General features: G+C 34.3%; 19 protein-coding genes. 8 read left to right on the forward strand and 11 right to left on the reverse strand.

What is annotated here, in order from left to right:
• Nucleotides 1-55: 55 nt before the first annotated feature.
• On the reverse strand, nt 56-154 hold the full coding sequence (locus ACHZAX_RS00040) for an ATP-binding cassette domain-containing protein (protein WP_394698196.1): 99 nt from the start codon (nt 152-154) through the stop codon (nt 56-58).
• A gap of 609 nt (nt 155-763) precedes the next feature.
• Between ACHZAX_RS00040 and ACHZAX_RS00045 the strand changes: the two genes are divergently transcribed.
• Both ACHZAX_RS00045 and ACHZAX_RS00050 read left to right on the forward strand, forming a co-directional pair.
• A complete protein-coding gene (locus ACHZAX_RS00045) occupies nt 764-1156 on the forward strand; it encodes a carboxymuconolactone decarboxylase family protein (protein ID WP_101309952.1) in 393 nt (130 codons plus the stop codon).
• Between the two features lie 132 nt (nt 1157-1288).
• Nucleotides 1289-1639 (forward strand): rhodanese-like domain-containing protein, encoded by a 351-nt coding sequence (locus tag ACHZAX_RS00050; RefSeq protein ID WP_320017589.1) that lies wholly within the window; start codon nt 1289-1291, stop codon nt 1637-1639.
• A gap of 64 nt (nt 1640-1703) precedes the next feature.
• Here the strand turns inward: ACHZAX_RS00050 and ACHZAX_RS00055 are convergent, their stop codons facing one another.
• From ACHZAX_RS00055 to ACHZAX_RS00085, 7 genes are all read right to left on the reverse strand, one after another.
• Complete coding sequence (locus ACHZAX_RS00055; protein WP_320017590.1) at nt 1704-3842, reverse strand: hypothetical protein; 2139 nt, start codon at nt 3840-3842, stop codon at nt 1704-1706.
• Between the two features lie 4 nt (nt 3843-3846).
• The gene (locus ACHZAX_RS00060; RefSeq protein WP_320017591.1) at nt 3847-6564 is read right to left on the reverse strand and encodes a TonB-dependent receptor; all 2718 of its coding nucleotides are present in this window, start codon (nt 6562-6564) and stop codon (nt 3847-3849) included.
• Between the two features lie 11 nt (nt 6565-6575).
• On the reverse strand, nt 6576-7265 hold the full coding sequence (locus ACHZAX_RS00065; RefSeq protein ID WP_320017592.1) for a hypothetical protein: 690 nt from the start codon (nt 7263-7265) through the stop codon (nt 6576-6578).
• An 11-nt stretch (nt 7266-7276) separates the two neighbouring features.
• Entirely contained in the window at nt 7277-8404 is a 1128-nt protein-coding gene (locus tag ACHZAX_RS00070; RefSeq protein ID WP_320017593.1) for a DUF4249 domain-containing protein, read from the reverse strand.
• Nucleotides 8405-8418: 14 nt separating this feature from the next.
• Nucleotides 8419-9552 carry a DUF4249 domain-containing protein gene (locus tag ACHZAX_RS00075; protein WP_320017594.1) on the reverse strand — a complete coding sequence of 378 codons (1134 nt, stop codon included), beginning with the start codon at nt 9550-9552 and terminating at the stop codon, nt 8419-8421.
• Nucleotides 9553-9795: 243 nt separating this feature from the next.
• Nucleotides 9796-10917: a DNA alkylation repair protein gene (locus tag ACHZAX_RS00080; protein ID WP_320017595.1), complete on the reverse strand. Its 1122-nt coding sequence runs from the start codon at nt 10915-10917 to the stop codon at nt 9796-9798.
• Nucleotides 10918-11044: 127 nt separating this feature from the next.
• Nucleotides 11045-11485, reverse strand: coding sequence for an NfeD family protein (locus tag ACHZAX_RS00085; RefSeq protein ID WP_101309949.1), 441 nt, complete (start codon nt 11483-11485; stop codon nt 11045-11047).
• Between the two features lie 283 nt (nt 11486-11768).
• On the opposite strand from ACHZAX_RS00085, the gene ACHZAX_RS00090 reads away from it, so the two are divergent.
• The 6 genes from ACHZAX_RS00090 (at nt 11769) to ACHZAX_RS00115 (ending at nt 18343) form a co-directional block, all read left to right on the forward strand.
• Nucleotides 11769-12914, forward strand: coding sequence for an acyl-CoA dehydrogenase family protein (locus ACHZAX_RS00090; RefSeq protein ID WP_320017596.1), 1146 nt, complete (start codon nt 11769-11771; stop codon nt 12912-12914).
• Between the two features lie 10 nt (nt 12915-12924).
• Complete coding sequence (locus ACHZAX_RS00095) at nt 12925-13920, forward strand: beta/alpha barrel domain-containing protein (protein ID WP_320017597.1); 996 nt, start codon at nt 12925-12927, stop codon at nt 13918-13920.
• Nucleotides 13921-14045: 125 nt separating this feature from the next.
• A complete protein-coding gene (locus tag ACHZAX_RS00100; RefSeq protein ID WP_101309982.1) occupies nt 14046-15377 on the forward strand; it encodes a hydroxymethylglutaryl-CoA reductase, degradative in 1332 nt (443 codons plus the stop codon).
• Nucleotides 15378-15380: 3 nt separating this feature from the next.
• On the forward strand, nt 15381-16307 hold the full coding sequence (locus ACHZAX_RS00105) for a GYDIA family GHMP kinase (RefSeq protein WP_143470888.1): 927 nt from the start codon (nt 15381-15383) through the stop codon (nt 16305-16307).
• A 14-nt stretch (nt 16308-16321) separates the two neighbouring features.
• Nucleotides 16322-17374: a diphosphomevalonate decarboxylase gene (gene mvaD, locus ACHZAX_RS00110; RefSeq protein ID WP_320017598.1), complete on the forward strand. Its 1053-nt coding sequence runs from the start codon at nt 16322-16324 to the stop codon at nt 17372-17374.
• Nucleotides 17375-17380: 6 nt separating this feature from the next.
• Nucleotides 17381-18343 carry a GHMP family kinase ATP-binding protein gene (locus tag ACHZAX_RS00115; RefSeq protein ID WP_320017599.1) on the forward strand — a complete coding sequence of 321 codons (963 nt, stop codon included), beginning with the start codon at nt 17381-17383 and terminating at the stop codon, nt 18341-18343.
• Nucleotides 18344-18392: 49 nt separating this feature from the next.
• Here the strand turns inward: ACHZAX_RS00115 and ACHZAX_RS00120 are convergent, their stop codons facing one another.
• The 3 genes from ACHZAX_RS00120 to ACHZAX_RS00130 form a co-directional block, all read right to left on the reverse strand.
• Nucleotides 18393-20321 (reverse strand): tetratricopeptide repeat-containing sensor histidine kinase, encoded by a 1929-nt coding sequence (locus tag ACHZAX_RS00120; RefSeq protein WP_320017600.1) that lies wholly within the window; start codon nt 20319-20321, stop codon nt 18393-18395.
• 245 nt (nt 20322-20566) lie between these two features.
• On the reverse strand, nt 20567-22498 hold the full coding sequence (locus ACHZAX_RS00125) for a tetratricopeptide repeat-containing sensor histidine kinase (protein ID WP_320017601.1): 1932 nt from the start codon (nt 22496-22498) through the stop codon (nt 20567-20569).
• Between the two features lie 227 nt (nt 22499-22725).
• A complete protein-coding gene (locus ACHZAX_RS00130; RefSeq protein WP_320017602.1) occupies nt 22726-23976 on the reverse strand; it encodes an OmpP1/FadL family transporter in 1251 nt (416 codons plus the stop codon).
• Nucleotides 23977-24137: the final 161 nt, after the last annotated feature.

Here is a 24137-nt window from a genome sequence, read left to right on the forward strand (position 1 = left end):
TAAATAGCCCAACATGTTTCTGATTTCTTTTCGGTTTTTTTCCAAATCAAACGAATCAATGGAAACAGAACCTATGCTTGGTTTCATTAAAAGTCACCAAAATTCGCATTAAGCTTGATTTCCCTGCACCATTTGGACCCAGTAAGCCAAACATTCAGGTACCAATTTTCCAGATTTACATTGTCCAGTGCTTTTTTTCCGTTTGGATAAATTTTGCTTAGTTCCTGAATATTGATTTGCATCTGTTTGTTGGTTTCAAAGTAAATAAGCTAGAATAATCTTAGACAGTAAATAGTAGATAAGGTTTAAATAAATTTTTGTCTATCGACCAAATTTACAATTTATGCTTAGTAATGCTTTCTCATCCATTCGTTTTTCGATAAACAGGATAGTTTACCTGTTCTACACAAAGTATGAGACAAGAAATGTGAACAATAGGTTACAGATTTTATCAATTTAATCTTCTTTCAATTAAAAGATAGAATAAGAATAGCATCTAATTTAAGCGGAATTAAATTCAGCTATTCTAAATAACTGGTAGTAAATGATTCTTTCGACACCAATGTTATGATTATTACAATAAGAGAAGTAAGTGTTCATAAACGAATATTGTTATTTGAAGGATAAAAGAATATATTCTGAGTTGTATTGTTTTTTTTGTGATGAGATTGTAGTATATCTTATTAATTTAGAATCGATTATTGGGTTGATTTTTGATGAGTAAAATCGTAAATTTAGTCTTATTAAAAATAAGGAGGAAATTATGAAGAGGAGAAGGATTTATGACGAAATTGAGCAAATGTTCGGCTTAGTGCCAACAATGTTCAAATCAATTCCTGATTCAACACTGGAATTGGAATGGGAGTTATTTAAAAGACTTCAACTGGAAGAAGGTGCAATTGGCGTTAAGAATCGTGAGTTAATAGGTTTGTCAATTGCAGCAGTTACAAAATGTCGTTATTGTGCATATTTCCATACTGAAATGGCCAGATTAAATGGAGCAACAGATCAGGAAATTGAGGAAGCCATTCATTTTGCAAAAGCATCAGCAGGTTGGAGTGCTTATGTTAATGGAATGCAGTTGGATTTTAATGATTTTAAAAAGGAAATTGATCATGCTTGTGATCATGTCCGCGATTTGCATTTACAGCATTAATGCAATAATTAATTTGGAGTAATTGATTATTGATTGTGAAAATAAAAGAAGGAGATCTTATTAATAGATTTCCTTCTTTTTGTTTATTATACTTATCTTTATTAAGACTAATAATAAACAATAGGAACGACAATGAGAGTTTTTTTTACTAATGATTCATCGGATAAGCTGGAATATACACCTCTGGAATTGGCACAGGAAATGGAGAAAAGGCAGGATCTTCTGATGCTTGATGTGCGTGAGCATACAGAGATACAAATTTGTCATTTGAAAGATGCAATGCACGTTCCTATGGGACAAATTCCTAATAGGCTGGAAGATTTGCCTAAGAATAAGGATTTGGTTGTATTTTGTCACATGGGCGTGCGCAGTAAGCAGGTGATAAATTATTTGCGAAAAAATGGGTTTTCCCGTGTATTTAATTTAAAAGGAGGTATTGATCGTTGGTCGGTTGAGGTGGATCCAAAGATTCAGAGATATTGATAAAGTATACATTTTAAGGAGCCTCATTCATAATGAAGTGAGGCTCTTTTATATGTTGTGATTTCTATTTTATAAATATGCTTTGTTTGAGAACAATGGGTTCACCATTTTCAGAAATTCCTTCAACAATTAATTCATACTCACCTTTCACATCACTTGCTGTAAATTCTAACTTAAAATCCTGTTCTTTGCTTAGTGTTATATTTGGCTCCCAAAGTAAATCAGTTCTGAAATCGGGCATAAATTTATCAGAATAATTCGGTTTGTTGGCTAAAGAATAACTTGAAGTGAATAAAGGCAGATAATATCGTTCTGTGTTTATTGGCAATTGGTCTATCTTACAATCTTTATCTTTGGAAATAGCGTGTATGATTCCGAAAAAATGGGATTTTCCATAAAAATATTCATATGGCATCACCTCAATCCTGTCAATTTCCGAGGGTCTTTTGTTTAGAATAATTCTGGGATTAGACACTATTAGTCCATCGTAAAGAATTAATGGAGCAGGTTTCATAACCTTTAGTTGATCAGGACTATATACATTGAAAAAGGTTTCTTTTTTCCGGTAACTAATTTTAACGGGAGAAATAAATTCATGAAAGTACTCCTCCAAAGAGTCCAAACGGATAAAGTTGTCTATTTTTATTGAAGAATATGGTTTCCCAAAGAAGTTACTCTCTCCGCGATACAAACATGTATCTTTTAATTCTGTATAAGTTTTCTGATTATAGATCGTTCTGATTCTATAATTTTCATAAAGTTTTTTTAGAAAGTCTATTTGGTCTTGATTTAAATCAGATTTTTTCCATTGTACAGATGCAAAACCTTTTTGGTTGAATTTTTCTTTTAGTTGGATAGAGCATTCTTCGAAGTTATTATCGTTAAGTTGAATGGAAATATCATGCAATCCTTTTTTTAATGGAAGCTGAAAGAAAAATTTACCATCTTGATGTGTTCTAAATGTGCTTATATCAGCATATTCGCCAATTTTAGACAGGTAAACATTTTTATTGGCAATAGCTTCTTTTGTTTTGTGATTTTTTATTTGTCCTTCCAAAATATAGGCTTCCTCTTCAGGATACTGACTTGAATTAACAAAATAATAGGGGTTACTATGTAAGTATATGGATTTAAGTCCATCTTTTGAAATCCAATCTTGTTCCGGTATTTTACTGAGTTGTTTAAAATAGCTACTCATTGAAGCACCAAAATTACTGTAGATATTGAAGAATTCAATAATATTAGCCGATGTATGAAAAGGTTCTTTTAATTTGATACTTGCTGAGAGATATAATAATTCAGCTTTTTTTGTAAAATCCTTACTTGTAAGATTCAGTTGAACTTTCTCTCGGGGAGAAACAGTAATACGTGGATTTTCAAAAAATACTCCTTTGTTATTACTTGCTAAATGAAAGACAGCTTCTGTTAAAATCTCTCCATCTGGATTTTTAACACAGATTCCATAACTTGGAGAGTTTAATTCCTTTTTATGAATTCGAAACTCCCAATTGTTATTTGTTAACTCAAATGATTGATCTACGATATTTCCTTTATTCGAAAAGATTTGAAATTTAAGTCCTTTATCAGGGACCGATGAAAGATTGTTTGATGAAACTGTAAAACGGATGTATCGATCCAGATCTTCAACTGAAGAAGTAATCGTATATGGTTTCTCCTCATTCGTATTGCTTTTAGTTCGTAACACAGTTCGGTCATTGTCTTTTAAATCATAGAATTGAGTTGATCCGTTTGTAATTTTTTGGTTGTCGAGACTATTTTCTGCAAGCTTGTAATTATTAAAAACAAAAATTGGGTTTACACTTGTTAATTCTTTTGAAGTAGAGTTCATCCAATGTGTATAGGCATTAATGGCGTAGTTTCCTGTTGATAATTGATCTGTTATTAGAAAACCGCCGGCTCCCATTCCTTGATTCAGGATGATCTTTTCCTGAGCAACAGCATAACCATTTTCGTCAATTAATTCCAGATAGGCAACTTTACTTAAATCGGACAGTTTCTGTGTGACAGAATTGATGCAATACAATTTTAACAGGACTGATTCTCCGGCAAGAAATATATTTTTTTGAATGTGAACATGAATTCTTTCACTTTCATGGCTAGTATTTTCTCCTTTGCCTGCAAAGTTAATAGCTAGTGAAACGGTCAAAATAAGCAATATGTATATATAGTTTTTATTTTTCATAGCTTTAAAATTCAATGTTATATGAAACTGTAGGGATCACGTTTCCAAATACAGATAGTTTATATCCAACTACAAAAGAATCTTCAGATCTAAAATAAACGGAGTAAGCATTATTGCGTGCTGTAAGATTATACAAACCAAAAGTCCAGGATGTGTGATAGGGTTTGTTTTTGCGTAAATTTCCCTCAACCAGCAGAGAAATATCGGTTCTAAAATAGTTTGGAATGCGATATTCATTTCGTTCAGAATAGTAAATAATTGGAATTCCTTGTAGGCTGTATTTAGCAATAGGATAGGTAGCAGGCCGACCAGTGTGATAAACTAAATTAGTTGAGAATATAAACCGTCTGGAGAGTTTAAAGCTGAAAAAGGCTTTGATATTATGTGGTTTGTCGTACGGTGCTCTATACCAATCACCATCATTAACTGCAAACTCGCCCGTATTATCTTTTGATCTGAGGTAACTTCTCGAATAAGTATAGCTCACCATTGTGTTAAACCTGCCTTTGTTTTTTCGGATGAAAAGTTCTACTCCGTAATTCTTCCCTTCTGCGTTAAGCACCTCATTTTCCGTATGCTCATTTAAATACAGTTGTGCACCATCCTTGTAATCTTTAGCATTTTGAACCTTTTTAAAATAGGTTTCTGCTGATAATTCAAAGTTAGAATTGAAAATATTCTTGTAAAAACCTAAAGAAATCTGATCCCCAATTTGAGGTTTTAAATACTTGTCAGAAAGTTTCCATGTATCTGTTGGAGAAATAGATGTTGTGTTTGATAAAAGATGTATGTACTGACGGGTTCTATTGTAACTTGCTTTTATAGATGTGCTTGGGCTTAATGCATAATTAATCGAAATACGATATTCAGGACCATGATATATATTATTCAAACCAGTAGATGTAATGGTGTCCAAAATATTATAACGACTTGTAATTCCATCTAAATAAGTTAATTCTTCCCTTTTTCCAACATTGCCATATAAGGAATATCTAATACCTGCTTCTGCAGTAATATTTCCCATAAATTCCCTTTTAAAACCTAAGAATAAGGCAGACTCAAGACCATTTTCTTCTGGTAAATTGTTATTATTTACTACAGAAGCTTCAGAATAAGGTTTCATGTCTCCCGGACTGATGTTGTAATATTTAAGCTCAGTACCCAGATCGATTGTTGTGTATAAATCTTTTTCAAGATTTAGATATGACTTAAATCCGCCTTCATTCACCTTATGAGTTAATTTAAAAGCATTACTTGCTATCTCTGCAGCACTCATATCATAAGAAAAGCTGGTGAAGTATCCACTGTTATTTATTTTGAGTCTTTCAGAAAAACGATGTCTCCAGTTTATTGAGCTAACAAAATTATTAAAGTTATAAATTGTGTCAGAATGCAACTGGAATTCATCCTTACTCTTGTAGTAACTTATTTCAAATTGATTGTTCGAATTAGGTTTATAATTTATTTTTCCATGTAAGTCATAAAAATTCGATTTAGAGTCTACTAATTCTTTAGAGTCTATCTTATCTACTATCCAGTCTGAATAGGTAAATCGGAAAGAATTCATTATTGAAAGTTTGTTCTTGAGTAAAGGCAAATTCAAAAATGCTTTTGTAGTAACCGGACTAATTCCAACTTTACCACTTATTTTATCATTTATTTGATTGTTTGCATGGATATCGTAAGTTGAAGAAATTCTTCCTCCAAACTGAACAGGGATACTGGATTTATATAAACTGGCTTCCTGAATCATGTCGTTATTAAATGCAGAAAAGAATCCAAAAAAGTGAGCAGGATAGTAAATGGGAGCATTGTCAATAAGTATTAGATTTTGATCGGCAGAACCTCCTCTAACATTGAAACCAATTGATCCTTCTCCAGCGCTTTCCACACCTGGTAACATTGTCGTGCTTTTTATTATATCAGGTTCACCAAGGGCTGAAGGTAAAGATTCAATATCCTTTGCCAGAATATGTTCTAAACCCATTGATGTTCGCTTTACTTTGTCATCTTTTGCTAAAACACGTATTTCCTTAAGATTTTGGGTTTCACTCATTAACTGAACATTAATTCGACCATCACCACGAAGATTAATTTTTCTGGAACTGGATTTTAATCCCATAAATTTAAAGTGTAAGGTGTAAAACCCTGGAGAAAGATCTAATTCAAAATACCCTTTTTTATCAGATGTTACTCCTTTTGTAAGATTAGGAAGATATATTTCAACGCCTTTAAGAGGTTGAGAGCTTTCAAAATGGCTTACTTTCCCAAACAGTTTTACTTTTTTCTTACCTAGGGCAGTTCCAATTTCATGAATTTTGTACTCCTGCTCCTGCAAGTTTGAAATGTCTTTATCTTCCTCAACATATTCAACTTCATTTGTAGAATTATCTACTTTTTCCTGAAGGCTAAATTCTTGTTTTAGATCTTGAAATTGTGTTAGTACAATTAAATTGTCTTTAACAATGAATCTTAATTGTGTGCCAGCAAAAATGTTTGTGAGAATATCTGTGACATTTTCATTTGAATAAGACTTTTTAAGACGAATATTTTCAACCCAATTTTTATCAAAAAATACTTTTATTTGATATTTCTCATTCAGATCATTTGCGAACTCAACAAATGTCATTCCTTTGTGACCAATACTTATTTCTTGTTCGCCTATAGCCAAACAGGGGAAAAGTATAAACAAACTATATAGTAGTAGGAGTGCTTTTTTCATTTTCCGTAATTTTATTGGTCAAATTTAATTAGTAGAGGTATTGCGTCTAATGGTTTGTGTTTATTTATTTTAAGCCGGTTAGAACGAAGGTATTGGTTCATTTCTTTCTTTTTGGAAGGAAAGAAATTGATAATGTCATTTTTGTTTTTTACGCTGTTCAACTTGCCTTCGTATATACTATACATATTAGTGTTATCTATATAGTTGAAGTGTCTTGAACCACTCCTTGAGTCAAGAATTCTAAGTTGAGTATATTTAATGGCGTAGGTTATTGTTGAACTTTCGAAAACCTGATAGTAGATGGTTGGGGATAATTCTTCGTGAATTAAATCTCCTCTTTTAAAATGATAATTTTTATTGCTATCAAATACAATAAATTCTTCTAATAAATTAGGATTAACAACAATATTACAGGTCGTGTTGTTCTCGGTTTGAATGGGAGTTATTATTTCCTCTTTTGAGAGGTCGTAGAAGAACTTCAGATTAGTATAGGTTAGTCCCTTAAATACCATACTACCGTTAAGCTCTAGTTTTTTAAGGAAAAATTGTTCAGCTTGTGCTACCAAGTGGGTAGGTATCCAAATTTTGCCATTAATTATATTTTCCTTGTCAGAGGATAATTTGGGTTGACCAAATGTATTGGAGCAAAATGCTACAATTAACAGAATAGGCGTGAGCAGGTTTAGTAATTTAGATTTCATAGTATATAGTTTTAAGGCCAAAATGAAGGTTTATTAACCGGATGAACAATATTACATTCGTAACATTCGTTTCTGCGAGCTATAAAAACACTAACTCCATCTACTATCTTGGTTCTGAGTATATGAAATTTCGCGGGATTAGGAGGATACATTCTAAATTCGATAGTTTCACATTCTTTAGGATAATTTGCAAATTCAAGTGTGAAATCATTTTCATGAAAGAATTTTGTTGTTCTACTTACTGAGGAAACCTCAAAATATCCAATGGCTTTACATTCTTCATCACATCCGCTTACATTCCCTTCAATATTTGCAGGGGTGATATCGTAAAGAGCACCTTCTGAGAAGTTAACAGATTTTGTTTTTTCCCAAAACTCGTAATTTGTTTGTGTTGTTGAAAGTAGAGTGATGTCGATCAGATAATTATACAATAATTTTACTTCATTAGTATATATTGTTGAAGTAGATTGTTGAGAAATGAATTTTGAACTTAGGTTTGAGGCATCGTAAATATTAACCACAGGGAAAGAGGTAACAGGGTAGCAGACTTTACTTGGGTTTTCAGTGATTTTTTCAGAATTTGAATTTTCAGGAGATCTCCATTCGTAACTTTCCCGGTATTCCCATCTTATGTAGTTGGCATCTGTATTATTTGCTTTTGCATCAAAATAGATTTTTACTGCGTTTTGTTTTTCGGAGGCATTAATAATTACCTCTTCTTCTTTTCCGTAGATCGATTCTATTTCAAAAGGAGGGGGCATTTTTTCCGGAGTTGATTCATACATCTCTCCTTCTGTAGTTTCTATTTCAATCCAATATGTTTGCCCGACTTCGCCTTTTATTATATTGTATACGGTTTGATAAACACCCGGCCGAATTTCCTGAAAAAGTTCACTGTTTCCTATATCATCATTTAATATGATTTTCGCACCTGTTTCTGGATTTAATGTGTCAACACTTATAAGGTCAACAGTTCTGAATAATCTAACTTCATAAGGGCCTGATTCATTAGTTATTCTACCGTCAACAACTAGAATTGAAACATCAGTGTCAATTTCTGGATAAAACTTTTCTGTACACGAATAGATAAGCGTGAAGAAAAATGAAAGGATAATAAATTTTATTTTGGATTTACGCATAGTATTTATAAAAATCAGGGCCAAAAAGAAGGTTTATTTTTTGGATAAACAACATTGCACTCATAACATTCGTTTCTGCGAACAACATAAATAGTGGCTCGTCCTTCAGCATAGCTTGAAAGGATCTGAAATTTGGTAGAGTCAGGACGGCTGTCTTCCTTTCTCATTTCGAAAGGTTCACATTCTTTAGGATAATTTGCAAACTCAAGTGTGAAATCATTTTTGGAAAAGAAATTTTGCATCCTGTTTACTGAAGAAACTTCAAAATATCCAATGGCTTTACATTTTTCATCACATCCGCTTATATTTCCTTCAATATTTGCAGGGGTGATATCGTAAAGAGCACCTTCTGAGAAGTTAACAGATTTTGTTTTTTCCCAAAACTCGTAATTTGTTTGTGTTGCTGAAAGTAGAGTGATGTCAATTAGATAATTATACAATAATTTTACTTCATTAGTATATATCGTTGAAGTAGATTGTTGAGAAATGAATTTTGAACCTAGGTTTGAGGCATCGTAAATATTAACCACAGGGAAAGAGGTAACAGGGTAGCAGACTTTACTTGGGTTTTCAGTGATTTTTTCAGAATTTGAATTTTCAGGAGATCTCCATTCGTAACTTTCCCGGTATTCCCATCTTATGTAGTTGGCATCAGTACTATTTGCTTTTGCATCAAAATAGATTTTTACTGCGTTTTGTTTTTCGGAGGCATTAATAATTACCTCTTCTTCTTTTCCGTAGATCGATTCTATTTCAAAAGGAGGGGGCATTTTTTCCGGAGTTGATTCATACATCTCTCCTTCTGTAGTTTCTATTTCAATCCAATATGTTTGCCCGACTTCGCCTTTTATTATATTGTATACGGTTTGATAAACACCCGGCCGAATTTCCTGAAAAAGTTCACTGTTTCCTATATCATCATTTAATATGATTTTCGCACCTGTTTCTGGATTTAATGTGTCAACACTTATAAGGTCAACAGTTCTGAATAATCTAACTTCATAAGGGCCTGATTCATTAGTTATTCTACCGTCAACAACTAGAATTGAAACATCAGTGTCAATTTCTGGATAAAACTTTTCTGTACAAGATGTGTTTAGCAGTATTAGTGCCAAAGCCCAACAAAATGGGGATTTTATAGGAGACATGAGGTTAGAGGTTTAGTTAATGGTTTCACTAAAAGTAGTATTTTAAGTTTATAATAAGGTATTATTGATGAGTAAATTACAATAGATTACCAGTATTGGTAGCTATACAATATGAAAAAGTTTAAAATGTAATGAATAACTGTCATACTTAATTGACATAAATAATTTGATTGGTTGCGAAATAGTTAGACTAATTTAAGTAGTTGGTGGATTTTGTGAAATCGGGATATAAAATCAGAATTTTTATTCTACAACAAAACTTACCTTTCCATACCTTCTTCCATTAATCTGAATCTCAATTTCATGTTGTCCCAAATAGTATTTTCTTGTAGTAATTGGTTTAAAAGAGATTTTTTTCTTGAAACAAATACTTCCATTGGCAGGGATTGATTTTTTTGAAAGCTTAAAAACTTTTGGAGCTGTCCTGCCATTTGCTTTCATGTAATGAACTATAAAATCAATCATCAAATTTTGCTTGTTGGCAGATGAGGATTGTATCTCGAAAGAGAATTCAATTTCATTGCCTAATTGACATGTTGGGGTGTTGACACTTAGATTATTTACTGCAATTTGCACATTCTGCGGAAATCCTAAAAGCTCCAATGCTTTTGGATGGCCTTGTTTAAGCAAAGTTCGGGAGGCGTGACCAATAATCCATTGCGTGCCTTTGTTGTTGGTTTTGTTCCAGCGATTTAGGGTTTTAATAACTAAATCAGGATGATCTTTTGCAATGTCATTCAAATTATTGGCAACGGATCTACGCACATAGAGTTCTTCATCTTCTTTTAATTTTTCTAGTAATTTCAGTACCGGTGATGGATCTTTCTGGAATTCTTTGAGAGGTGATGCCCAAGGCAATTTAGGCCGGCTTCCTTCCGAAACTAATCTGCGGACATGCGCGTTTTCATCTGTTGTCCAAAGATGAAGGTATTCTAATGTTTCTTCGGGATATTTCCTAATGAATGGGCGTATGGCAAATTCTGAAGTGAATATTTTTGTTATTTCCTTTAAGGCTTTCATCGAAAGATGAAAATCTTCCTTTTGCAATCCAAATTGAGACACATAAGAAGCAATAGGCATATAGTAGAAGCCTTCAATTTCTTTTTTGTCAGTTGTATTATTTTCTTCGGCAATTGAGTTTATTAAAATTGCCAGAGCTTTTGGGTATGATGCAGGAAGATGATTGAATAATTCGGTACAAATTAGTTGAGAACGCTCAGATAAGCTAAGAGGTTTAAGCTTAGATATGATGGCATTGACGAATGAAGAGGTGTTGAATTCCCCCCAGGATTTGACAATATTGGAAGCCATATTGCCGACTAATTGATTGTTATATACATCTTTAAATAGAAATCCTTTTTCCATAAAGTATTGGCTGATTATGAGTTATTTTGAGCAGAATAAATTAATCATTATTGTGAACTAAGCAAAATAAAAGAAAGGCTGGATGAGAGCATCCAACCTTTCCTGGTTTTAGGGTGTTTTATGATTGCTAGATCGTTTTTACAATTATAACAGAGTAGTCTATATTTAAAACTTTAACAAATGAATCTTTGGCAATTATTTCTCCGAACTGGGATTTGGCTTTCCATGTCGATCCGGAAAGAACTACTCTCCCTGTTTTTTTTCGGTCGTTAATTTCTTCCATAACAATAGCTTCTTTACCAATCAAATTTTTGTGGTCGTTATTGGGTTGGTATCTTTTACTTATGGAGTGTTTTGTAATGTATGGTTTAAGAAGGAGTAAACAGATTGCAGAGCATGTAATAAGTACAAGCAATTGTTCTGGGATAAGAAATCCCAAATAGGCAACTATTCCTGTCATCAAGGAGGCTATTCCATAACATACAGAAATAAAGTTTGATATAAAGATCTCAATTACAAAAAGACCTACTGCCAGTAATAACCAAATATGCCAAAGTTCTAATTCCATTTTATAACTTTTTAAGATGAAAGTAAATTTACATTGAGAATATGTTAATAACAAGTGTCAAATGTGCCAAGTTTGTCAATTTCACACCTGAATTGTTTTGTTAAATCAGGAAGATGCTTTATAACAGGAGCTTTGAGGTTTTTTCAGAAGAGGAATACAGGTAGTTGGTTTTGTTGTTATTGAAAATGGTTCTAAATATTTTTAATAAAATGAACTTTTTAATTAGGTTTGCGCTCTTATTAAAGAGTTGAAGGTCTTAAAATACATTGTAAAGCACATAAGCATGAACCCATACCTGACATCAGAGCACAAAATAATTCGCGAAAAAGTAAAGGCATTTGCCCAAAAAGAGGTAAAACCTGTGGCTTTCGAATTGGATGAAAAAGAAAAATTTAGTCCCCAACTTACTAAAAGAATGGGTGAGCTGGGCTTATTCGGTATATATTTGCCTAAAGAGTATGGTGGACAAGGGAAAGATTATCTTTCATTATTGATAGCTGTTGAAGAACTTGCCAAGGTGGATGCTTCTCAGGCATCTACTTTGGCGGCTCATAATTCTTTGGGAATTGGTCCCATTTATTATTTTGGAACTGAGGAGCAAAAACAGAAATATCTTCCAAAATTGACAAGTGGTGAAAATATTTGGGCTTTTGGATTGACAGAAGACAATGCGGGTTCTGATTCCCGGGGAACGGAGTCAATAGGAATTTTGAAAGATGAGAATTGGGTGATAAATGGAAGCAAGAGATTCATTTCAAACGCATCTTCCGATTTGTCCTTAGGAGTAACTTTGCAGGTTGTAACAGCTAATAATAATGGAAAAAAAGAATTATCTGCTATATTAGTAGAGCGAAGTGCAAAAGGGTTTCATGCTGAGCCTGTAAAAGGGAAAATGATGTGGCGGGCTTCGGATACAGCTCAGTTGACTTTCGGTAATTGCAAAGTTCCGAAAGAAAATTTGCTGGGAAATTTAGGGGATGGAGCCAAAATAATGTTACAAACACTGGATTCCGGTCGGCTAACGATTGCCGCAATGGGACTGGGCTTGGCTCAGGGAGCTTATGAGTTGGCTTTATCTTATTCGAAAAAAAGGGAGCAGTTTGGTAAACCGATTTCGAAATTTCAAGCCATTGGATTTAAATTAGCCGATATGGCTACGAAAATTGAAGCGGCCCGACATCTATTGTATCATGCATGCTGGTTGAAGGATAACGGTCATTCGTTTGGGAAAGAAGCAGCCATGGCGAAATTGTTTTGCTCTGAAGTGGCACAGGAAGTTGCAAATGAAGCCGTTCAGATTCATGGTGCGCACGGATTAATTAAGAATTCGGAAGTGGAGCGTTTTTACCGCGATCAACGAATACTGCAAATAGGCGAAGGAACATCAGAAATTCTTAGATTGGTGATTTCAAGACATATTGGTTGTTAATTTGTAATTTATGACAGACAGAAAAAAAGATCACATTGAATTGGCTTTTCGTTCTCAAATGAAGGACGCTTTGATTGATGAACGTTTTTATTACGAACCTATGCTTAGTTCTCATCCTAAGGCTGATGATACAACGTTTACTTTCTTGGGGAAGGATATGCAAACTCCAATATGGGTTTCCAGCATGACAGGCGGAACAGAATTGGCAGGAAAGATCAATCGAAATTTGGCGCGCGCCTGTGCGGAATTTGGTATGGGAATGGGGCTGGGTTCATGTCGGTCTCTTTTGGATAGCGATGAATATTTTTCCGATTTTGATGTGCGTTCAATCATTGGTGATGATTTGCCTTTGTATGCAAATTTAGGAATCTGTCAGCTCGAAGAATTAATTCAGAAGAAAAAAATCAGTAAGATCATAAGATTGGTTGGTCGTTTGCGTGCTGATGGATTGATTATTCACATCAACCCAATGCAGGAATGGTTGCAGCCAGAAGGCGATCGAATCAATCAATCGCCGATAGACAGTCTTGAATACTTGCTGGATGAGGTTGATTTTCCAATTATTGTAAAAGAAGTTGGCCAGGGAATGGGACCTGAAAGTTTACGGGCTTTATTGCATCTCCCACTTCAGGCAATTGAATTTGCTGCATTCGGAGGAACCAATTTTGCGAAAATAGAGTTGTTGCGTCATTCTGATTCTCAAATTAAATTGTTCGAGCCTCTCGCTCAAATTGGGCATTCGGCTAATCAAATGACGGATTGGGTGAATGAAATTGTTGCCAGTGATGATCAGGTAAAGTGTAAGGAAATCATTATTTCAGGAGGGATTCAAAATTTTCTGGATGGCTACTATTTAATGGAGAAATCTACACTTCCTGCAATTTATGGTCAGGCATCTTCACTTTTGAAGTATGCAAAAGAATCATACGAAGAGTTAAGAGCATATTTAGAATCACAAAGGAAAGGATTACAACTGTCAAAGAGTTTCTTACGTGTTCGAAAATAATAGTTTTACCTAAAAAACCTTCTGTTTTTTGGGACAACTACTTAAAAAATGTAATTTAGGACTTCAAAGTATTTTATTATTTTGTTGGTTGATTCAAAATCAGCGAAAGAATTAAGATGAAAGATATGAAGCGGAAAGCAATCATTTCAGGATTTTCCAAACTATCTCGTGAAGAGAAGATGGAGAAAATGGGCGAGTTAACTGGCAGTGCAGAGCGAATTAAATCGCAGCTGGATAGTTTTCGCCTCCAAAATAAGGAACAACAGGATTTGCTGGATGAGATTAGTGAGAACACTCTTTCTAATTTTTATCTTCCTTTTGGCGTTGCGCCCAATTTCTTGATCAATAATCAGTTGTATCACATTCCGATGGTGATTGAGGAAAGTTCTGTGATTGCTGCAGCATCGAGGTCGGCTAAGTTTTGGGCGAGTCATGGAGGATTTACTGCTCGTGTCGTTTCTGTTGTGAAATCGGGACAGGTTCATTTTATTTGGAAGGGTGATTCGAACAAACTGAATGACTTATTGCCTGAATTAAAATTTGATTTGTATCGGGCAACCAAAGAATTAACCGGAAACATGCGCCAAAGAGGTGGTGGAATTCAAAGTATTCAGCTGGTGAATCTTTCTGGTGAAATGGAAAATTATTATCAACTGCATGTGACTTTTGATACTGCAGATTCGATGGGAGCTAATTTTATTAATTCCTGTTTGGAGAAAATGGCTCATCAAATGAAACGATTCTTTAAACATTACGAAGGGCTTTCGGATGTAGAACGGGAATGTGAAGTAATCATGTCGATTCTTTCCAATTATACACCGGATTGTCTTGTTGAGTGTTCTGTGGAATGCAGTCTTGATGAGTTGGATGAAATTCATCCGGGGCTTAGTGGAAAAGAATTTGCGCATAAATTTCAGAAAGCTTCTAGAATAGCAGAATTGGATGTATATCGCGCAACGACGCATAATAAAGGAATTTTTAATGGAATTGATGCTGTTGCTTTAGCTACAGGTAACGATTTTCGGGCTATCGAGGCAAACGGACACGTTTACGCATCAAAAACAGGGAAATATAAAAGTCTGACGCAGGCCAGCGTATCTCATAACCGATTCCGGTATCAGTTAACCATGCCTTTGTCGTTAGGAACTGTTGGCGGCTTAACAAGCTTGCATCCTTTGGCAAAATTTGGTTTGGAATTGCTGGGGAAACCATCGGCGAAGGAATTAATGATGATTACTGCTGCCGCCGGATTGGCTAATAATTTTGGTGCTTTGCGATCTTTAGTCACAACGGGAATTCAGCAAGGACATATGAAAATGCATTTATCGAATTTGCTAAATGCTTTAAAAGCAGATTATGAAGAAAAGAAACAGGCCTTGGAATATTTTGCTCACAAGACTGTTTCTTATAGTGAAGTGGAAGCATTTATTAAATCACTAAGAACTAAGCTGCAATAGAATTTGAAGCCTCTATATAAATATTATTCGAACGCTAAATTTTTGCTTACAGGCGAATATCTTGTACTGCACGGAGCTTTGGCTCTTGCAATTCCCTTGAAATATGGGCAGGTTCTGGAAGTTTTTGAATCTGAGGAATCGGATTTGGAATGGCTGGCCTATGAAAAAGGGAAATTATGGCTCCAATTTTCAATCTCAAATCAGGACATTACAAATCAAACCGTTGAAGGAGAAACAGAAAAAGATTTTGTGTGCTTTCTTTTGAATAGAGCCAAAAGTTTAAATCCTTCTTTTTTGAATAGCTGCAATTTTAAAATACGAACAGAATTCGATTTTGATCGAAACTGGGGTTTGGGCAGCAGTTCAACCTTAATAAATAATGTTGCTCAATGGGCCGATGTGAATCCATACAATTTGCATTCCTTGGTTTCGAACGGATCTGGTTTTGATATTGCATGCGCAAATTACTGCAAACCAATCTTGTTTCGAAGGGATGGTGCTCATCCGTTAATATATCCTGTGGATTTTCCGGAAAGATTTGTGACTCAGCTGCACTTTGTTTTTTTGGGTAAAAAGCAAAAGAGTGCTGATTCTGTTAATAGTTTTCTTAATGAACGTAAGTGTACTGAGGAAGAATTGGATAGAATCACTCAATTCAGCAAGGATATTCTTTCTTCTAAAAATTCAAAGGAATTCGATCATGTGATTAAAATGCACGAGTTTTTGGTGTCTGAATTATTAGGGCAGGAATGTGTGAAAGAAAAATTATTTCCTGATTTCAAGGGTTCTGTTAAATCACTTGGAGCCTGGGGAGGAGATTTTGTTATGGTAAGAAGTGATTTGACTAAGAAAGAAATACAATCCTATTTTTACAGAGCGGGATTTACAAGTATCTTTTCCTGGAAAGAAATGATACTGGGAACAAATTAATTTACGGCTACGCGATGGCAGATTATAAAAATTCAGGATCGATTGGCTGGGAAAGCCCTTCAAATATTGCATTAATTAAATATTGGGGAAAGAAAGGAAATCAATTGCCTTGTAATCCTTCTATAAGTATGAGTTTAAAAAACTCGCTTACCCGAACTGTACTTTCTTATGAACCAAAAGGTAATGGGGATCCATTGAGTTTTTTGTTTGAGGGTAAAAGACAAGTTTCATTTGAGCAGCGAATAACAAAATTCATCGAAAACTTATCAGATCATTTTAAATTCCTTACCGATTATCAATTATCCGTTTCCTCAGAAAATACATTTCCACATTCAACAGGAATTGCAAGCTCTGCTTCGGCTATGAGTTCTATTGCTCTTTGTTTGTGTAGTATGCTAGAGGAAATTTCAGGAGTAGAAATGGCTGAGGATGAGTTTTACCGAAAAGCTGGTTTTATTGCCCGATTAGGATCCGGAAGTGCTTCACGATCGGTTTATGGAGGTTTCGTAGCTTGGGGGGAAAGCAATTCGTTTTCTAAATCTTCCGATGAATATGCTGTTCCTTTTTCGAAATACACACATCCGGTTTTTCAGGATTTTCAAGATGCTATTCTTTTGGTGAGTTCCAAAAAGAAAGAAGTTTCCAGTTCTGCTGGGCATCAGTTAATGGAAAATCACCCTTATGCATCAGCCCGTTTTGCTCAGGCAAATAAACATTTTGAAAGAATGTTAGGTGTACTGAGATCCGGCGATTTGGAAGAGTTTATTGAAATCATGGAAAATGAGGCATTGAGTTTACACGGATTAATGATGAATTCGACTCCTTCGTTTACTTTGTTGAAACCAAATACTCTGGAATTAATTGAGAGAATAAGATCCTATCGTTTAAGTAGTAATGTTCCTGTTGGGTTTACTTTGGATGCAGGACCAAATATACATCTGCTGTATCCTAAATCAGAAAAGGAAAGAGTAGTTCCTTTTATCGATTCTGAATTATCTCAGTTTCTTGAAAATGGAAAGTATATTGTTGATGAAAAGGGGGAAGGACCACAAAAAATAAAAATGTAGAGAGCTGTGAGAATACATCCTGACTTATTTTACGCGAAAATATTACTCTTTGGTGAGTACAGTGTTTTACTAAACTCGATGGGGTTAAGTATTCCTTATACCCATTTTAATGGAGAGCTAAATTTTATTGGTGATGATAAATATACCGATCGGAATTTTGCCAAACGATCCAATAGGGAATTGTTCAAATTTTTAAATTATCTGATTGATAATTCGGATAAATATGATTCTATACTTGATTTGAGAACCTTTGAAAATGATATTAATAAAGGTTTGTATTTTGAGTCGAGTATTCCGGAGAGCTACGGCTTGGGAAGTTCAGGAGCACTGTGTGCTTCTGTTTATAAGAAATATGGAATCAATCCGATTGGGAACAGTAAGAAGTTAAAAAATGGTGAAATTATTCAATTGAAGAATATTTTGGCTCAGTTGGAATCAGGTTTTCATGGTAAAAGTTCTGGTTTGGATCCTTTGAATTCTTATCTGAAAGTTCCTTTGTTAATTTACAATCAGAATGAAATTGAACAGGTAAGTTTGCCGGGGAAAAAATTTGGTGAAGACAGTGCGATCTTTTTAATTAATTCTCAGAAATCGGGAAATACAGAACCATTGGTTCGTTCATTTTTGAAGAATTGCGAGAACAAAGAGTTTCTGGCTTTAATGGAGCAGGAGTTAATTCCAATGAATGATCAGTGCATTCAGCAATTGGTGAATGGAAATGCAGATTCCTTTTTTACAGAGTTGGGTCAATTGTCAAAATTTCAATTGACTAATTTTAAGTCGATGATTCCAGAGAATTTCCTTGATTTATGGGCTGAAGGATTAAACTCGCAAAAATTTTGGCTGAAATTGTGCGGTTCCGGAGGTGGAGGCTATTTATTGGGTTTTACCAGAAATTATTCCACAACAAAAGGTCTTTTACTTGAAAAGGGATACGATATTGTGACAGTGTATGAGAATGAAAAATAGATTTCTGTTAAAGTTTGAAATGCATTAAAACGCTAATTCAACTTAAAAACTAGTTGCTGCAAATATTTATCGGGATGCTATAAGTTACCTGAGTTCCAGATTGATTTGGGTCGTTATTCTTTAAATCAGCAATTTCAAAGTTCATTTTTTTAGCAGATTTGAAATTATAAATTTTAACACGGTCAAGAGCTATAGATGTCGCTATGGATTTATGATTTATATTTGTGCGTGATTTCTTGGCCTCGTTTATACCAATCCCATTGTCTTTAATTTGAAATTGTACCGAATCCATATTTTTTGTAAGCGAAACCTTAACCTGTATTTTTGCATGGGGATTATTTCTAAGCATTCCGTGTACTAAAGCATTTTCGACAAAAGGCTGAGCCAGCATTGGTGGCACAAGAACCTGATCCTGATCGATGTTTTTATCAATTTCGAATTCATAACTTATTTCGTTTTCGAAACGTAATTTCTGAAGACCAATATAGTCCTTTAATGTATTGAGCTCAGTTCGAAGCGTTACAAACTCCTCTCGGGAGTTTTCCAATATTCCTCTAACCAAACTAGCTAATCGGGATAGATAATTGTTGGCTTCATCATTCTTTTTGTCGAGTATGAAGCTCTGAATGGCCGTTAATGAATTGAATAAAAAATGTGGGTTCATTTGGGTTAACAGCACTTTTTGGCGTAAATTTAAAATTTTATGGTCGGCTCTTAATCGGTTAATTCGTAAAGAGACTACAATGGCAACGGCACCCAATATCATTGCGATTATTAGAATAATGATCCATGAATTTTTTTTGCCTATTTCAAGATTTTGAATCTGACTTTTCTGAGTCAAAAGTTCAAGTTCTTTTTCTTTCTGTTCAGACTCATATTTCGCGGTCAGTTCTTTTACAGCTTTGTTTTGAAAAACTGCAATTAGAGAATCATTAATGAAATGGTATTTTTTTAAATAATTGATTGCTTCCTTTGGGTGATTTCTTTTTTCTAAAAATTGGGAATAGAAGAAATAGCTCTCTTTTAAATCGTCAAACAATTGATTTTCTATGCAAGCTTGAATGGATTTTTTAAAATATGCTTCTGCTTTTATATTTTTATTAATCTTCTCGTAAGCTAATGCTTTTAAAATGAATACTTTGCTCATTCCCCAATGGTCGTTAAGTTGGATTCGCAGTTTTTCACATTGATCTAAATATCCTAATGCTTTAACGGGCTGATTTGTTGCAAAATAAGATTCGCCAATGTTCAAAAGAATGGTTGACTTGAGTTGAGTATTGCCTGTTTCTTCATTTAGGTCTAAGGCACGAAGTCGATAAGAAAGTGCCTGTTCGTGATTTTCGAGTTCACTATACAGAACACCGATGTTAATAAAGATGTGTATTAGTCCTTTGTTGTTGCCCAGTTTCTCATATATTTGTTGGGCATACTGATAGTATTCCAGAGCTCTGTCAAAATCTCCCAACGTCTGATGCACTCCTCCAATGTTTACGTAGGCACTTCCTATGCCTTTCTCGTAATGCATAGATTTGTAGATACTTAATGCCTTTAGGTATTGTTGTAACGCTTCGTTGTATTTTCTTGTTCTGCGGTAAATAATACCGATGTTTGCGGTTATTTTTCCAATATTTAGACTGTCATCCACTATTTTATATTGAGCTATAGCTTCCCTGTAATAATATTCTGAAGAATCAAAAATACCTTGGAGCAAATAGGTTTCTCCCAACGATTTGTAGGCGGAGGCTAAAATGTTGGAATTGTTTGTTTCAAGAGCTAATACAAGCGCTTGTTTTCCAACTTTAATACTTTCGTTATATGATGAGTCTCTTAACTCCTCTGCTTTATTTAAAATTTGGGTTATTGGTATTTCACTTTGCAATTGAATTTTGAGTGTCGCGTCGGGTTTGGAAAAATTACTTGACAATAATTTGCTTGGCAACAAGCAATATATGAGGGATAATAAAATAAGATGTTTCATGTATAAATTTGTTTTTTATTGCCACATGGAACTAACCATGCTGGAATTATTATCCCCTGTGTGTCAAAATATCCTTGTTATGGACGTTTCATATCGCAAAAGTAATAGCGACACACCAAAAAGAACAATAATTATAGTGTTATTTCTATATTATTAAACATGGCAAGTGCCAAAAAAGAATATGAGACAATGAGAGTTAAAATTGCAGATAAAAATAAATTTTACGTCCGGGTAAATTTTATGAATTAGGATCTGTTGCAATAGAGGAGTAAAGGGATTGTGTAACAGACTTGAGTACCGTGAGAATTTTGATCAAGATGGTTAAGATCTATTATTTCGAAATGCATTTTTTTAGATGATTTAAAATTGTAAATCTTAACACGGTCAAGAGCTATTGACGTAGCGATGGATTTATGATTTTTATCCTGTCTGTTCCTTTTGGCTTCGTCAATACCAATTCCATTGTCTTTAATTTGAAACCGAAGCAAATCCAAATTCTTGTTTAGTGATATCTTCACTTGTATCTGAGCATTAGGATTGGTTCTCAACATACCATGAATTAAGGCATTTTCTACAAATGGCTGAGCCAGCATTGGTGGAACAAGTACCTGATCCTGATCAATATTTTTATCAATTTCAAATTCATAGTTTATTTCATTTTCAAACCGTAGTTTTTGCAAACCAATATAATCTTTTAAAGTTTCGAGTTCTGTTCTGAGTGATACAAATTCTTCTCTGGAGTTTTCCAGTATCCCTCTTACCAAACTTGCTAATCGGGAAAGGTAATTATTGGCCTCTTCATTCTTTTTATCGAGTATAAAACTCTGAATTGCTGTTAATGAATTGAATAAAAAATGAGGATTCATTTGAGTTAACAGAACTTTTTGGCGCAAATCCATAATTTTATGATCTGCCCGTAATCGGTTAATTCGCAGGGAGACCACAATGGCAACAGCACCCAATATCATCACAATCATTAGAATAATGATCCATGCATTTTTCTTGCCTAATTCAAGGTTCTGAATTTGACTTTTCTGCTGCAATAATTCCAGCTCTTTTTGATTTTTTTCGATTTCATATGCTGTTGAAAGTTCAGCAAAACGATTTGTTGTTTGAATATCGTTCAGAGAGTCAGATATCTGAATCATTTCATTCTGATGAAGATAGGCTTTCTTGTAATTTCCGGTTTTTCGATAGACTGTAGTTAAGGATTCGAGTATCTCCGCTCTCCATTTGAGCATACTATTTGTTACTGCAATTTTATCTGCTTCAAGTAGGTACTTTTCTGCTAATGTGTACTTTTTCTGGTCAATTGAAATTCTGGCAAGTTCTAGTTTAGCACTAACCATTCCGTCTTTATCTCCTATTTTTATTCTAATATCTTCTGCTCTTTGTACATAAATAATGGCAGAATCCAGCTTGGCTTGTGAATGAAGTAAGAAGCCGATGTTAAAAAGCAATTTTGATTCAAATAAAATATTCCCAATTTTCGAATTCTCGTGTAAAGATTTGTTGTAGTAACCGAGACTTGTTGCGAATTCTTTCCTGGTCTCAGAGACAGCGCCTAAATTGCAATAGGCATTTGCGATTTCTTTTGTTTTCTTAAATTTCTTAAAATTGCGGAGGGCGTATTGATAATAGGTTTCAGCCTTATTAAATTCATTTGTTTCAAAATATAAATTTCCAAGATTGTTGAAAACGCTACCCAGACCTTCTTCATAATTGGCTTCTTTATATATCTTCAGATTATTAAGATAATACTCTAAAGCCTTGTCATATTTACCTTGTTTTCTGTAAAGTAAGCCTATATTACCAAGCACTTTACCGATATCAACCTTTGAGTTGATGGCTTCGAACTGAGGAATTGATTTTTCGTAATAAACGAAAGCTGAATCATATGTGCCGGCATAGTAATGGTTAATCCCTTGTGTTTTATAAGATTTTGAAAGTAGATTGGGATCCTGACTTTCCTCTGACAATAATATGGCTTTTTGGCAAACCACTATACTTTGTTCAGAAGATACATTACGCAAATAAGCAGATGAATCCAGATAGTGAAGTATTTGCAGTGTGACTGAATTTTCAGCTTGATGATCAGGATCAACAAATTTATCGGAATAGGCTGAAGAACTAAAACAGATCAATATAAAAATCAGAGTCGTATGCAATAGCTTCATAATTATGAATTTGTAGTGACGGGAATCAATAGTTTAGATTGATTTCATTCTTGTACAAAATAAAGAAATTGTTTCAATAATTTGTACTAAAGATTTATTAATCTTAATCAAAGTCGAATGTATAGAGGGTTAGGAGTAGACTCTTAAATAATTACTTTAAGTTGTAGAGAAGAAAAAAAGCCTGATCTTTCGATCAAGCTTTTCAATGTAATGAGATACGTATGTAATTACAAGTTGTAGGTGATTCCAATTCCTGGTAAAAAACCAGTGTTTTTGTAAGCTCCTGTGAAACTACCACTTGGGTCGGTACCGGTGGTTTTCTCACCTTCGATGTACAATAAAGAAGCATCAAGGCTTAATTTATCGGTCAGCATGTAAGAGAAACCTGCTGAGATACCAATTTTATTAGCTCCTGGAGTTTCTGGTGTGTAAAACTTTTTGCTAGTTGGAGTTTCATCATAGTAGAAACCGGCACGAATGTCTAATTTTTCATTAGCCGAATATTGTGCTCCAATTCTGTAGGTCTGGGTGTTACTCCAGTTTCTTGTGCTTTTAGAGTCTAATACATTTGCAGGATCATTTTCAAAATCAAAATCCAGTGATTTGTATTTATTCCATTGTACGAAATTTACATCGGCAGAAACCAACCATTTTTCGTCAATTTTGTAAGCAAGTCCAACATTGAAGCTAGCAGGCAACGGTAAAGTTGCAGCAAGTCCACCGTCAGGAAAAACTCCTTTGATTTGTGCTGGTAAGGCTTCAGGTATTGTAAAGTCAGCTTCACCATCTGCATAGTCTAACTCAATATCTACTTGTGAGCGATAGGAAAGACCAATATTTAATTTTTCAGTTGGTTGTAGAAAAACACCTAGGTTGTAGCCATATTTAATTTTACTTCCACTTAGTTCTACTGCACCGTCTGCAATATAGGAACCGTCCGCAGGATTTCTAATTGGAAAAGCTCTATTTAAACTAAATTCACCATAAACAATATTTAGTCCGGCTCCAACACTAATCCAATCAGCAAGTTGATAGGATACGGTAGGCTGAATATAAATTGCTTTCAATTCAATGTCTTGAATCAAATATTTTCCAGACCATGTTTTACCCCAATCTACCTTATTTCCAAAAGGAGTATAAACACCCAAACCAATTGCAAGTTTTTCATTTACTTTCATCGATCCATACAAATAGAATGGAGTTCCTGTTGGGTTATCTGTTTTTTCTTTCCCTAAAGCGCCTGTGAACTCAGTTTTAATTATGGTTGCAAACCCTCCTACGGAGAAACTATATTTTTGATCTAGTGCAGCTAAAGCTCCTGGATTCCATTGCATACTACTTGCATCAAAATTTAATGCAGTACCCACATGCCCCATACCAGTTTGCTTATTCCCTTGAACGTTAACAGCGTAACCTTCAGCCTTTACATTAACAGCCATAACAATTATCGCAATGGCTAAACATATTTTTCTTATCATAAGTAGATGATTAATTAATTCGTGGGAAATATAATCCAAATTATAGGTATTGCAAGTAAAATATCAAAACACCGAGAGAATAAATCTCGTGTATCCCTTTGAAAATGGCATGTATAGATGTATCTAAATTTATAAGTAAGATGCATGGTTTTGCTTCTTGT

This window comes from Labilibaculum manganireducens (assembly GCF_963665805.2).
GTDB lineage: Bacteria > Bacteroidota > Bacteroidia > Bacteroidales > Marinifilaceae > Labilibaculum > Labilibaculum manganireducens.